The sequence below is a fragment of the uncultured Slackia sp. genome, assembly GCF_934630525.1.
In the GTDB taxonomy this organism is placed as follows: Bacteria; Actinomycetota; Coriobacteriia; order Coriobacteriales; family Eggerthellaceae; genus Slackia.
Window position 1 is genome coordinate 265,012 of record NZ_CAKTVX010000001.1, and the last position, 12,666, is coordinate 277,677.

Annotated in this window: 10 protein-coding genes and 6 tRNA genes; 15 read left to right on the forward strand and 1 reads right to left on the reverse strand. The window is 56.9% G+C overall.

Going from position 1 to position 12,666, the window contains the following annotated elements:
• The first annotated feature begins 422 nt into the window (after window positions 1-422).
• From aroF to Q0D41_RS01190, 15 genes are all read left to right on the forward strand, one after another.
• Window positions 423-1,436 carry a 3-deoxy-7-phosphoheptulonate synthase gene (gene aroF, locus Q0D41_RS01120; RefSeq protein ID WP_114615090.1) on the forward strand — a complete coding sequence of 338 codons (1,014 nt, stop codon included), beginning with the start codon at window positions 423-425 and terminating at the stop codon, window positions 1,434-1,436.
• 6 nt (window positions 1,437-1,442) lie between these two features.
• The gene (locus Q0D41_RS01125) at window positions 1,443-2,330 is read left to right on the forward strand and encodes a prephenate dehydrogenase (protein ID WP_294373918.1); all 888 of its coding nucleotides are present in this window, start codon (window positions 1,443-1,445) and stop codon (window positions 2,328-2,330) included.
• Window positions 2,327-3,388 (forward strand): 3-dehydroquinate synthase, encoded by a 1,062-nt coding sequence (gene aroB, locus Q0D41_RS01130; RefSeq protein ID WP_294373921.1) that lies wholly within the window; start codon window positions 2,327-2,329, stop codon window positions 3,386-3,388. The genes Q0D41_RS01125 and aroB overlap by 4 nt, the downstream gene beginning before the upstream one ends.
• A gap of 73 nt (window positions 3,389-3,461) precedes the next feature.
• Window positions 3,462-4,550, forward strand: a complete 1,089-nt coding sequence (gene aroC, locus Q0D41_RS01135) for a chorismate synthase (protein WP_294373924.1) — start codon at window positions 3,462-3,464, stop codon at window positions 4,548-4,550.
• Complete coding sequence (locus Q0D41_RS01140; RefSeq protein WP_294373927.1) at window positions 4,550-5,722, forward strand: chorismate mutase; 1,173 nt, start codon at window positions 4,550-4,552, stop codon at window positions 5,720-5,722. Before aroC ends, Q0D41_RS01140 begins: the two co-directional genes overlap by 1 nt.
• 158 nt (window positions 5,723-5,880) lie before the next feature.
• Entirely contained in the window at window positions 5,881-7,158 is a 1,278-nt protein-coding gene (locus tag Q0D41_RS01145; RefSeq protein WP_294373929.1) for a shikimate kinase, read from the forward strand.
• Between the two features lie 52 nt (window positions 7,159-7,210).
• The gene (gene aroQ, locus Q0D41_RS01150) at window positions 7,211-7,645 is read left to right on the forward strand and encodes a type II 3-dehydroquinate dehydratase (protein WP_294373931.1); all 435 of its coding nucleotides are present in this window, start codon (window positions 7,211-7,213) and stop codon (window positions 7,643-7,645) included.
• A gap of 62 nt (window positions 7,646-7,707) precedes the next feature.
• On the forward strand, window positions 7,708-7,962 hold the full coding sequence (secG, locus tag Q0D41_RS01155) for a preprotein translocase subunit SecG (RefSeq protein ID WP_123219060.1): 255 nt from the start codon (window positions 7,708-7,710) through the stop codon (window positions 7,960-7,962).
• An 88-nt stretch (window positions 7,963-8,050) separates the two neighbouring features.
• Window positions 8,051-8,139: transfer RNA gene (locus tag Q0D41_RS01160), tRNA-Leu, on the forward strand.
• Window positions 8,140-8,540: 401 nt separating this feature from the next.
• Window positions 8,541-8,629 (forward strand) — tRNA-Leu (locus tag Q0D41_RS01165).
• A gap of 989 nt (window positions 8,630-9,618) precedes the next feature.
• A tRNA-Val gene (locus tag Q0D41_RS01170) sits at window positions 9,619-9,693 on the forward strand.
• 4 nt (window positions 9,694-9,697) lie between these two features.
• Window positions 9,698-9,773 (forward strand) — tRNA-Gly (locus Q0D41_RS01175).
• A 42-nt stretch (window positions 9,774-9,815) separates the two neighbouring features.
• Window positions 9,816-9,889: transfer RNA gene (locus Q0D41_RS01180), tRNA-Cys, on the forward strand.
• Between the two features lie 5 nt (window positions 9,890-9,894).
• Window positions 9,895-9,970: transfer RNA gene (locus Q0D41_RS01185), tRNA-Gly, on the forward strand.
• Window positions 9,971-10,528: 558 nt separating this feature from the next.
• Window positions 10,529-11,848, forward strand: a complete 1,320-nt coding sequence (locus tag Q0D41_RS01190; protein ID WP_294373939.1) for an NCS2 family permease — start codon at window positions 10,529-10,531, stop codon at window positions 11,846-11,848.
• A 230-nt stretch (window positions 11,849-12,078) separates the two neighbouring features.
• Here the strand turns inward: Q0D41_RS01190 and yfcE are convergent, their stop codons facing one another.
• On the reverse strand, window positions 12,079-12,618 hold the full coding sequence (yfcE, locus tag Q0D41_RS01195) for a phosphodiesterase (protein WP_294373943.1): 540 nt from the start codon (window positions 12,616-12,618) through the stop codon (window positions 12,079-12,081).
• Window positions 12,619-12,666 lie beyond the last annotated feature (48 nt).

Below are 12,666 nucleotides of genomic sequence, written 5' to 3' on the forward strand. Positions count from 1 at the left end.
CTCGCTACCGCTCACTTGGCTGCGTTCAACTTTGAAATGAAATGCAAATATGAACGCAGACGCTCCGCAACGTGCATTCGGCGGGGAACGGTAGCGCAGACGCCCTGGCATGCGACTCTGCGCAAGGGCACAGTTCGCTACCGCTCACTTCGTTCGCTATGCGCTCGCTTGGCTGCGCTTAACTAAATAAAAAACAAGTTTCAGCGCAGACGCCCAGGCGCAGAGTCGCATGCCAGGGCGTCTGCGCTGCTCGATCTTTTATGGTTCTTGTCGAATTCCAGCTGTCGAATTCCGCGCGTGGATTCGCAATTCCTCTTTCACTTTATCACGCGATAGTGCTATAGTCTTGTAACCCGCTTGCAACACCTTTAATGCCGAGGCTGTCCGCTTCGGCATCTTTGTATTATGGAAGGATTCCGCGCATGATCGCAATTGTCAAACCTGGAACACCAAAAGAAGGTGTGGCGCAACTCTGCGAAATCATTGAGAGTAAAGGCGTTTCGACGTCGGTTATCGAAGGCGCGAATCAAACCATTATCGGTTTGGTTGGCGATACGACCCGCATTGACCCGTATTTGCTCGAGTCGAACAGCATGGTTGAGGCCGTTCGTCGTGTGTCCGAGCCCTTCAAGAAGGCGAATCGCAAGTTCCATCCCGATGATACGGTCATCGAGGTCGGCGGTGTGAAAATCGGCGGCAAGGGCAATTTCGCCGTTATGGCTGGTCCTTGCTCGGTCGAGAGCGAAGAGCAGTGTATGATCATTGCCGAGCAGGTCAAAAAGCACGGCGCCGCTATTTTCCGCGGTGGCGCGTTCAAACCCCGCACGAGCCCCTATTCCTTCCAGGGCTTGGGCAAAGAGGGCCTCGACATCCTCTCGAAGGTCAAGCGCGAGTTCGACATGCCTATCATTACCGAAATCATGGATGCCCGCGACCTCGATCTTTTCGATGATGTCGACATTCTTCAGGTGGGCGCGCGAAACATGCAGAATTTCTCGCTGCTCAAGGAGCTCGGCCGTTATGGCAAGCCCGTGCTGCTCAAGCGCGGCATGTCGGCCACGATCGATGAGCTGCTTATGAGCGCCGAATACATCATGAGCGAAGGAAACGACCAAGTCATGCTGTGTGAGCGCGGCATTCGCACGTTCGAGACTCGCACGCGCAACACCTTCGACGTGAGCGCCATCCCCGTGCTTCGCGAGCTTACCCATTTGCCCATTATCGCCGACCCGAGCCATGCGACGGGTTATACCCGCTTCGTGACGCCCGTGGCATGCGCCGCGACCGCCGCTCAGGCCGATGGCCTCGAGGTTGAGGTGCATCATGACCCCGCCCATGCCGCCTCCGATGGCGCCCAGGCGCTTCTTCCCGAGCAGTTCGAAGACATGATGCGTCGCGTGGGCATCATTCGTTCTGCCGTAACTGCGGAATGGTAGGCCGCCATGTCTGAGACTGATCGAACCCCTAAACGAGTTGGCATTGTCGGCCTGGGCCTTATTGGCGGCTCGTTCGCCAAGGCATATGCCGATGCAGGTATTGAAGTATTTGCTGCCGATATCGACGAGCGCGCCATGAACGCCGCCATGGCAGAAGAAACGGTCGTGGCTCCGTTGGATGAAGCGTCCATCCCTTCGTGCGATCTGCTGATTCTCGCAGTGTATCCCCAGGCGATTATCGAGTGGGTGCGTGCGTATGAGCAATTCATTTCGCCCTCAACGCTCGTTATTGACTGTGGAAGCGTGAAGCGCAGCGTATGCCCGGTGTGCTTCTCTATCGCGGAGCGTCGTGGCTTTACGTTCATTGGCGGGCATCCTATGGCGGGTCTGCAGTATTCGGGCTATCGTCACGCGCGTGCCGATTTGTATGCCGGCCAGCCTATGGTGCTCGTGCCGCCTGAAATTTATGACCCCGATATTATTCTGTGGGCCGAGGAAGCCTTGTCGCCTGCGGCGTTCGGCTCGTTCTCGATCACCACGGCGGCAAAGCACGATCAGATCATCGCGTACACTTCGCAGCTTGCCCATGTGGTAAGCTCCGCGTTCATCAAAAGCCCCACTGCGCAAAAGCATCGTGGTTTTTCCGCTGGCAGCTATAAGGACCTTACTCGCGTTGCCGAGCTCAATGCTGATATGTGGACTGAGCTGTTCATGGACAACGCCGACAATCTCACCGAGGAAATTGGCGTCGTCATAACCGAGCTCGAGCGCTATCGCGACGCGCTTTCGCGCGGAGATGAAGCCGAACTGCACGATTTGCTTGAACAAGGGTCGATCGCCAAGCGCAAGGCCGACGGCCGGTATTCCGATGCGCGCGAAGGCGGCGTGCGATGAGCGTGGTCAAAGTCGACGCCGCGTCGCACAGCTACGATGTTTTCGTCGATGAATTCACGCTCGATCAGCTTGGCGAGGTATGTCGCGACGTGAGCGGGGGAGACGCCTGCTGCATTGTGAGCGACAGCAACGTTGCCCCGCTCTACCTCTCGCGCGCGAAAGCGAGCCTCGAGGCGGCAGGCTATGTCGTATCGAGTTTCGTATTCGAGGCGGGCGAGCAATCGAAAACGCTTCAGACCTATGCTCAGGCCCAGCAGGCCTTTGCTCATGCGGGGCTTACGCGTTCGTCGCTCGTCGTCGCTTTGGGCGGCGGCGTTGTGGGCGACTTGGCGGGGTTCGCGGCTGCCACCTACATGCGCGGCATTCGATGCGTTCAAGTGCCAACCTCGCTTCTGGCCTGCGTCGATTCGTCGGTCGGCGGCAAAACGGCGGTTGACCTGCCCGAGGGAAAGAACCTCGTGGGCGCATTCTTCCAGCCCGATGCCGTGCTTATCGACACGTCGCTTCTCGCAACGCTCCCCGAGCGTTTCTTCATTGACGGCTGCGGCGAGGTTTTGAAATACGGAGTGATTTTCGATAAGGAATTGTTTGTCCAACTTGAGGCGTGCGCTGCGAGCGATATGCGCCTGCCTGAGGTGATTGCGCGCTGCGTCGAACTGAAGCGTGACGTAGTGGTTGCCGACGAAAAGGAAGCGGGCGCCCGACAACTGCTCAACTATGGGCATACTTTGGGCCACGCGATTGAGAAGCTGTCGAACTTCACGGTGACGCACGGGTTCGCCGTCGCGTGTGGCATGGTGCTCGTGGCGAAGGCGAGCGTTGCGCGCGGATGGCTTTCCGGCGCCGATGCCGCTCGAATCGAATCGACCGTGCGCGCGTGGGGGCTTCTTGCCGAAACCGAAGAGCCCGCGAACGCGATATACGAGGCGGCTCTTGCCGACAAGAAGCGCCATGGCTCCACGATGAACGTCGTCGTTGCGACCGAGATCGGCACGTCGCGCATCGAGACCTTGGAACTCGACGATTTCCGCGCATTCGTCCATGATGCATGCGCATAGCGAATCGAACAAGTGATACAGGGCGAAATGAAACATCGTGCCAGACGGCACCAACGATAGAAAGGCGGGGCGCATGGCTTCGCGCATTGGGAAAAATATCAGCGTGTCCATCTTTGGACAAAGCCACTCCGCCGGCATCGGCTGCGTGGTCGAGGGCATACCTGCCGGAAAGAAAATCGACCTCGATGAGCTGCAGGCGTTTCTTTCGCGTCGAGCGCCAGGCGGCATGCCGTGGTCGACGCCCCGCAAAGAGGCCGATCTTCCTGAATTTTTGGGCGGCTTGGTCAACGGTGCCACGTGCGGCGCGCCGCTTGCGGCCCTTATTCGAAACACGAATACGAAAAGCTCCGATTACGACGAACTTCGCCGCGTGCCGCGACCGGGCCACGCCGATTACGTTGCGAATATGAAATTCCACGGTGCGCAAGACGTTTCGGGCGGCGGCCATTTTTCAGGTCGCCTCACCGCCCCTTTGTGCATTGCGGGCGGCATTGCAATCCAGTTGCTGCGCGATGAGGGAATCGAAGTCGGTGCGCATATCGCACGCATTGCGGGCATTGCCGATGATGCGTTCGCGCTTCAGGGCCTTTCGTCCTCCGACGTTCATGCGGCGCATGCGAAGCCGTTCCCTGTTCTCAACGACACTCAAGGCGAGCGCATGATTGCCGCCGTCGCCGAAGCGCGCGAGGCGGGCGATAGCGTTGGCGGCATTGTCGAATGCGCTGCCGTGGGAATGCCCGTCGGCGTAGGCGAGCCGATGTTCGACGGGGTCGAGAACGCCGTCGCCCGCATTCTGTTCGGCATTCCCGCCGTGAAGGGCGTTGAATTTGGTCGCGGCTTCGATGTGGCCGATATGCGTGGCAGCGAGAGCAACGACGGCATGCGCATCGAGGATGGCCGCGTCGTGTTCGAATCGAACAACGCTGGCGGCGCGAATGGCGGCATTACGACGGGCGAACCTGTGGTGGTGCGCTGCGCGTTCAAGCCGACGCCTTCTATTTCGCGCGCTCAGCACAGCATTGATATGCAGGCGGGTGCGAACGAAGACCTTTCCGTGCATGGCCGCCACGATCCGTGCGTCGTCGTGCGCGCGGTTCCGGTCGTTGAGGCCGCGGTCGCGCTTGCCCTGTACGACTTGCTTTTGGAATCGAGGATGGATTAATGACCTCGCAGGAAACGAACACGACGCCCGTCGTCGACCTCTCGGTTTCGCGCGCGCGTATCGACGAGATAGACGCCCAGATCATCGAGTTGTTTGAGCGCCGCATGCATATCGCCGCCGACGTGGCGGCTTATAAGCGCGCGACGGGCAAGCCCGTGCTCGACAAGCAGCGCGAAGCGGCGAAGATCGACAAAGCGACCGAGCTTGCAAGCGACGAGTTCAAGAAATTCATTCCGCCTCTGTTCAGCATGATGATGGAGATGAGCCGCGCCTATCAGCACTCGCTGCTTGATGACGGCTCGGAAGGCGCGGTGCCTGCCACCATTGATGCGATTGCCGAGCTTCCTGCGGGCGCGCGCGTGGCGGTGCAGGGCGTTGAGGGCGCCTATCAGCACATTGCGTGCTGCGAGCTTTTCGACGATCCCGATATCGCGTTCGTGCCCACGTTTGATGCCGTCGCCGACGCTGTTGAAGAGGGGCGCGTCGAATATGGCATTTTGCCGCTCGAGAATTCAACGGCGGGCACGGTCGATCGCGTATATGACCTTCTGTATAAACGCGGCTTGTACATCGCGCGCGCCATTACGCTGCGCATCAACCACGATTTGCTTGCGAAGCCCGGCGTTGGAATATCCGATATCGTCGAGGTGTTTTCCCATGAGCAGGCATTGCGCCAGTGCACCGATTTCATCGCGCAAATGCCCAACGAAGTAACCTCGACGGCCTGTCGTAACACGGCGATGGCGGCGAGTTCCGTGGCGAACAGCGATCGACGCGATGTTGCGGCGATTTCTTCGACTGCCTGCGCCGAGCTTTACGGACTCAACGTTCTTCAGCATGCCATTCAAGACGAGGCTGATAATTTCACGAGGTTCATCTGCGTGACGAAAAAGCCGCAACTCGTTGGCGCTCCGGAGCGAAGCTCGCTTCTGCTCATCACGCCGCACGAGGCGGGCGCGCTTTTCCGCGTGCTTTCCCGCATCGCGGCACTTGGGGTGAATATGGTGAAGCTCGAAAGCCGGCCCATTCCTGGCAGCGAATTCGAGTTCATGTTCTATGTCGATATCGAATGCACGCCGAACGATGCGGCGTTTGACGAGGTAATTGCCCAAATCGAGCCGCTTTGCGACTCTTTGGCCTATCTTGGCAGCTATGCGGAGGTGTCGGAATAAATGGTTGGCGATATTCTTCTTACGACGCTGGGCCGATACGTGTTTTGACGCCCGCGCGGATTCTTTCGGCTCCCGCGCGGGCACGTGGCGAAATGTAACGCCGCCGACCAATGGTGAAATTCGCGCCATGTTGTGGCGCATTCTATAAAGGAGTACGTATGGCTGCCTCTCAAACGAAACCCGTATACGGATTGCTTGGTCGAAAGCTCGGCCACAGCTACTCGCCGCGCATTCACGCGATGCTGGGCAACTATGAATACCGTTTGCATGAAGTTGAGCCCGACGATGTTGCCGCCTTCATTCGGGAAGGCGATTTCGCGGGGTTGAACGTGACGATGCCGTATAAAGAAACCGTGATGGATTTGTGCGACAAGCTCACCGATGCTGCTAAGAAAATCGGAAACGTGAACACTATCGTCCGTCGCGAAGACGGCACCTTGCTTGGCGACAACACCGACTATTACGGTTTCTCCCATTTGCTTAATGTCGGCCACATGAACGTGACCGACCGCAAGGTCGTCGTGCTCGGTACGGGCGGTGCGGCGAAAACGGTGCATGCCGTGCTTACCGATCGTGGCGCGTCGGAAATCGTCATGGTTTCGCGCACGGGTGAGAACAACTACGAAAACATCGCGCAGCACTACGATGCGCGTTTCATCGTGAACACGACGCCCGTGGGCATGTTCCCCAACTGCCCCGATTCTCCCATTGACCTTGAGCCGTTCGCACGAACGGGTGAGTTGCGCGAGGGTCGCGCCGATGGCTTGTTCGGCGTTATTGACGTGGTGTACAACCCGGCTCGAACGGGCCTCATGCTTCAGGCTGAAAAGCTCGGCATCCCCCATATAAGCGGCCTGCCCATGCTCGTCGCTCAGGCGAAAGCGGCAAGCGAGTTGTGGCAGCACAAGCAAATCGGCAACGAAATCGTGAACGAGATCGTTGAGAAAATCACGTTCGAAGAGGGCAATATCGTCATTATCGGCATGCCTTCGGGCGGCAAGAGCACCATTGGCTCGCTGCTCGCCAAACAGCTTGGGCGCGAATTCGTCGATATCGACGACCATATTCCCGAAGCGGCCGGAAAATCTATCGCCGATATTTTTGCGGAAGATGGCGAAGAGGCGTTTCGCGCTATCGAGACGCAGGTCACGGGCGACGTGTGCAAGCGCAGCGGTTTGGTTATCGCGTGCGGCGGCGGGGTCGTTACCAAGGCGCGCAATTACGACTTGCTGCACCAGAACGGCATCATCCTGCTGCTGAAGCGCCCGCTTGAACTGCTCGTGTCCGATGGGCGGCCCATGTCTATCACCAAGGGCATTCCTGCTCTTGCGCGTGATCGCGGCCCGAAATATGACGCCTGGGGCGACATCGTTGTTTCCAATGACGCCGACCCGATGATCGTCGTGGGACGTGCGCTCGAAAAGTTGCAGAAGTAATTTGATCGATGCGCCTTGGCGCGTTGAGCGTTTCCGAAAGGGGATGAGCACTATGAGATTTCTTGTTATGAACGGGCCGAACATCAATATGCTTGGCGTTCGCGAGCCCGATATCTACGGAAAGCAAGATTTCAATGCGCTCTGCCAGCTCGTGCGTGATACCGCGGCTGAGTTGGGCGATGAAGTCGAGCTTTTCCAGAGCAACCATGAGGGCGCGCTTGTCGATCGAATTCAGGAGGCGTTCGGCAAGACCGATGCCATTGTGATCAACCCCGCGGCATACACGCATACTTCGGTGGCTTTGCTCGACGCATTGAAAGCCGTCGGCATTCCGTATGTTGAGGTTCATATTTCCGACGTGACCAAGCGCGAGGATTTCCGCCAGGTTTCCTTCGTGCGTCAGGCTGCGCTCAGGACCATAATGGGGCAGGGTATTGAAGGTTATCGGCAGGCTATGCTGTTTTTGCACGACCATCTTGCGAAATAGTGTATTGCTGGCTAGAATATTCAGGTTGCAATTTTCTGACCCCTATAAAGGAGAACGTCAACGTGAATCCGTTGCTTATTTTGGTCCTTATCGTCTGGGCTGTTTCTGGTGTTGGCCTTATCGTGTTCGTTTTGCTGCACTCTGGCAAGGGCACGGGTGTTTCTGACATGATCGCCAGCTCGCTGTATTCTACTCAGACTGGCACGAACATCATCGAAAAGAATCTTGACCGCATCACGATTATTTTCGCGATCGTTTTCATGTTGTCGCTGCTCGCGCTTATGCTCCTGTACCCGCAGGGCACGATTTCTCGCTAGGTTTCGAAATTTCTTTAAATTGGGTCTTGCTCAATTCAGAGAGTTCCGTATAATACCAATTCGCTGCTTGCAATGCGCAAGGAACCACGTCGGAGTGGTGGAACGGCAGACACGCTAGCTTGAGGTGCTAGTGCCCACATACCGGGCGTGCGGGTTCAAATCCCGCCTCCGACACCATCGAAACTTGAAAGCCACCCAGTCGGGTGGCTTTTTGTATGTGTGAGTCCGGCGGGCTTTGAGACTGAGGCTTAGGCTTATAGGGTCAGGCCTTAGCTGGGTTGAGTCAGCTTGACTGAGCGGGCTCAATTGCGCTTGCGGGAGGATCGGAGGCGAATCTTTAGGGTTATGTTTCAAAAAGGACACACTTTTTGAAACATAACCCAATCTTTACGTGTCTTTTTGAAAGTCGATATGAACCCGTGGATTGTATTGCAGGCGTGTTTTGATGGTTTGAGGCCTGCGCGCTTGTGGCATTGTTTGGGCGGAAAAAAATTCTAAAAATAGTTCTTGCATTCAATTGGCGTTCCTGTAAAATACTTTCTTGTCGCTTGCGAGGGGCAACCCAAACAAGGAACCACGTCGGAGTGGTGGAACGGCAGACACGCTAGCTTGAGGTGCTAGTGCCCACATACCGGGCGTGCGGGTTCAAATCCCGCCTCCGACACCATCGAAACTTGAAAGCCACCCAATCGGGTGGCTTTTTGCATCTGTTGCTATTTTGTCTTAGGCAAAGTTAGACCGATGCATAAGGGAAACGCTGATTAAGGTGACCTTCGAAGGGCGGGGCAGGCTCTCACTCCTATATGAGAGGACTTCTATTAGCCGCGCTTGGAGAAAACGCTATTAATCAGCGTTTTCTAAGGTCGGGCTTGGACTTATGCTTAGGCTTATAGGCGGGGCCAAACTTGGGGCCGTGGGTCTATGAGGCCATGGGTCTGTGAGACCGTGGGACCGTGGGCTCGTGGATCTGTGAGGACGTGAGGCCGTGGGCTCGTGGGCTCGTGGGGCCGTGGATTTGCGGTGCTGTGGAGCCGAGGCTGTGGGTCCGTGAGGCTGTTGGACTGTAGGGTCATGGACCGTGGGTCTGCGGAGCTATGAAGCTGATGCTGTGGGTCTGCGGAGCAAACGTGCGCCTTTGGATAGTTGCCGCGTTCCGGGAAAGCCTGTTTCAGAGCGGGAAGCCTTTTATGACAGAAAGTGGCGCAATGGGGCCTCTCTGCAAGCTTGCAGACTGCTATTAGACCCTGAAAACGTGCTCTGATTGCGCTTTTGGGCCCATTTTGACCTTCGTGTGGCATTGAGACCGCGACTTTGAGGCCCCATTGTCGTGATTTCTGACAAAACAAGCCTGATTTAATGCATTCGGGCCCCATTGCGGCGATTTCTGACAAAGAAGGTTCGCCCCGTGCATTCGGGCCGCATGGCGGCAATCTCAGACGCTTCTTTACAGAACGCAATTAATGTCCAGGGAGGCGGGGAGCGTAGCAGTTGGAAGCAGTTGAAATATTATTGGGCTCCGACCTGCGTCGATATTATTATCGTTGATCCAAGGGCAAAAATTTCGAAAAAAGTTCTTGCATTCGCTTGGGGAAGTCTGTAATATACCAACTCGCGCGGTTGAGCGGAACGGAAACGAACCGAACAACCAAACGAAGTGGGCGGTTAGCTCAGGGGGAGAGCACTACCTTGACACGGTAGGGGTCACAAGTTCAAATCTTGTATCGCCCACCACTTCGCGGACATGGCTCAGTTGGTAGAGCACCACCTTGCCAAGGTGGGGGTCGCGGGTTCGAGCCCCGTTGTCCGCTCCAGTTCATTCGAAGCCCGTTTTCGGGCGGGCTTCTTTTGATAATGGCGAGATGGCCAAGTGGTAAGGCAGGGGCCTGCAAAGCCCTCACCACCGGTTCGAATCCGGTTCTCGCCTCCATATTTGCGGACATGGCTCAGTTGGTAGAGCACCACCTTGCCAAGGTGGGGGTCGCGGGTTCGAGCCCCGTTGTCCGCTCCAGTCTTGTTGCGCCGTTCTAGCGAACGGCGCTTTTTCGTATGAGACGACCGACGCTGCGCTCCATGCTGGGCGGCATCTTGCCCCTCAATCGTCGCTCGCGTACCGAAGTACGCTTCGCTCCTCTTTCAGGGCAATCTGCCCACTCAGCATGGCGCTCGCTGCCTTTGCTGCGAATGCGGCTCTTCGGAATCCAACCTGCAACTCTGGTCTGAAGGGGGCACGGAGCGGGGCTCGAACCGATGAGGTGGAATTCTGTCAAGAAAACCGCCCAGTGGGCGGTTTTTAGGAATTCGCCCGAAGGCTTTAGCCTGAGGGGTAGGGGCGCGCGAAGCGCGTCCATGAGCCCGTTGTCCGCTCCAGTCTTTGTTGCGCCGTTCTAACGAACGGCGCTTTTTTGTATGAGGCTGCGAGGATGACTCCCCTCATCCATTCACCTTTATCGAGTGCCTTTCTACGCGTCGCGTAGCAGATTGCTCTGCTTTCTTTTCTGAGGCGTGCTACTATGCTCATTTGCCGCATAGACAGTGCGGCGAAGCTTCTCGAGCAGAAAGGTTGAGAGTGGATACGTTCTTCAAGATTTCCGAGCGCAATTCTTCGGTCGGAAATGAGGTCATCGGCGGCCTCACGACATTCCTTGCGATGTCGTACATCATCGCCGTTAACCCACAGATGCTTGTTGCGGCGGGCATGCCGTTTGAAGCGGCGCTTACCGCAACGTGCATCGGCGCAGCCATCATGACGATCGCCATGGGCCTTATCGCCAACCGTCCCGTTGCTTTGGCATCTGGCATGGGCATCAACGCCATCGTCGCTTATACCCTGTGCCTGGGCGGCGTAAACGTCGACTGGCGCGTTGCTATGGCCATCGTTATGCTCGAGGGCGTGGTTATCTTCATCTTGGTCGCGTGCGGCCTTCGTAAGGCGGTCATGGACGCTATTCCGGCCAGCCTGCGACACGCTATCGGCATTGGTATCGGCTTGTTCATCGCGTTTATCGGCCTGAAGGGCGGCGGCGTTATCGTCTCGAGCGAATCGACCCTTCTTACGCTTGGCGATCTGTCTTCGCCCGTTGCCATTGTCTCGATCGTTGCTATTGCAATTGCCGTTATTCTGCAGGTGCTCAACGTGAAGGGCGGCCTGCTCATTTCCATCGTTGCAGCGACGATCATCGGTATTCCGCTGGGCGTAACGCCGCTGCCGACGTCGTGGAACTTCGGCTTGGATTTCTCGGCTTTTGCGGCCCCGTTCCAAACCATTCCTGGCACCGACACCATGGCAATCGTTCAGGTGTTCCTGCAGCCTGCATTGCTGCTCTTCGTATTCTCGTTGCTTATGAGCGACTTCTTCGACACCATGGGCACGGTTGTTGCCGTTGGCCAGCGCGGCGAGTTCGCCGACAAAGATGGCAACGTTGACGACATCCAGCCCATTCTTATGGTCGACTCCGCGGCTGCTGCGGTAGGCGGTTTCTGCGGCGCGAGCTCCATCACCACGTTCGTCGAATCGGCTTCGGGCGCTGCAGCTGGTGCTCGCACGGGCCTCTCCAACATCGTCGTGGGCCTGCTGTTCGTTGTGTTCGCGTTCTTTGCGCCTGTCATTGGCATGGTGTCGTCTTCGGCTACCTGCGGCGCGCTTGTCGTTGTGGGTTATCTCATGCTTTCCGACGTCGTGCATATCGATTGGGAGAACATTGAGCATGCGTTCCCGGCGTTTGCGTGCATCATGGGTATTCCCATGACGTATTCCATCACGAATGGCATCGGCTTCGGCTTTATCTCCTACGTGGTCATTATGCTCGTGACTGGCAGGGCCAAGGAAGTCAAGCCGCTCATGTTGGTTGCCTCGCTCGCGTTCTTGCTCATGTTTATTCTTGCGTAAGGTCATCTATCGCATAACGAGAACGGCTCCCTCTATGGAGGGAGCCGTTCTTTTGCTGGGATGCATATGCGGCGTTGAACTTGTTAAGCACTACGAGCATTTAACAGGTCTCGCTCGGCGCATCGCCGTGAACGGCCCACGCGCGGTTTTCTGGCTTGTCATGAAATCAAACGGCCTGCCAACCTTTGGATATGGTTGGCAGGCCGTTTTCGTGTCGCGCTGGGTGTCGCTTACAGCAGAATGCGGTGGGTAAAGGTTTTGTCGTCGAAAATGCCGAAGCTGTGAGAGCCGTCTTTCGGGATGGATACGCTGCCTGGGTTGAACAGCCACACGCCGGTGTGGTGCACATCGCGCTCGTTCACCTTGATATGCGTGTGTCCGAACAGGAATGCGCTTCCTTTCGGCAATTTCGGCATGTTGTTGACGCTGTTATGCAGCCCGCTTCCGAATACATGGCCATGCGTGCAGAACAGGCGCATGCCGTCAGCGAAGACGAGCGCGTAATCGCTCATGCAGGGGAACTCGAGCATCATCTGGTCGACTTCTGCGTCGCAATTGCCGCGCGCGGCCACAATGGAACCCGCGCGCTCGTTGAGCATGGCGGCAACGCTTTTGGGGTCGTAGCCCTCGGGTTCTTCGTTTCGTGGTCCGTGATACAAAATGTCGCCGAGCAAAATAATCTCGTCGGCTCGCTCCTCGTCGGCCGCTTTCAAGAACTTTTCGCACCATTTCGCAGAACCGTGAATGTCTGAAGCGATTGCGAGCCTCATGGGTGTTCCTTTCCTTGTCGAGAGGTGAGTTGCCTTTTCATTATGCGC

Coding starts and splice junctions, on each gene's coding strand:
- aroC (WP_294373924.1), top strand. CDS start 3,462: ATGGCTTCGCGCATTGGGAAAAATATCAGCGTGTCCATCTTTGGACAA.
- Q0D41_RS01140 (WP_294373927.1), top strand. CDS start 4,550: ATGACCTCGCAGGAAACGAACACGACGCCCGTCGTCGACCTCTCGGTT.
- aroB (WP_294373921.1), top strand. CDS start 2,327: ATGAGCGTGGTCAAAGTCGACGCCGCGTCGCACAGCTACGATGTTTTC.
- aroF (WP_114615090.1), top strand. CDS start 423: ATGATCGCAATTGTCAAACCTGGAACACCAAAAGAAGGTGTGGCGCAA.
- Q0D41_RS01145 (WP_294373929.1), top strand. CDS start 5,881: ATGGCTGCCTCTCAAACGAAACCCGTATACGGATTGCTTGGTCGAAAG.
- yfcE (WP_294373943.1), bottom strand. CDS start 12,618: ATGAGGCTCGCAATCGCTTCAGACATTCACGGTTCTGCGAAATGGTGC.
- aroQ (WP_294373931.1), top strand. CDS start 7,211: ATGAGATTTCTTGTTATGAACGGGCCGAACATCAATATGCTTGGCGTT.
- Q0D41_RS01125 (WP_294373918.1), top strand. CDS start 1,443: ATGTCTGAGACTGATCGAACCCCTAAACGAGTTGGCATTGTCGGCCTG.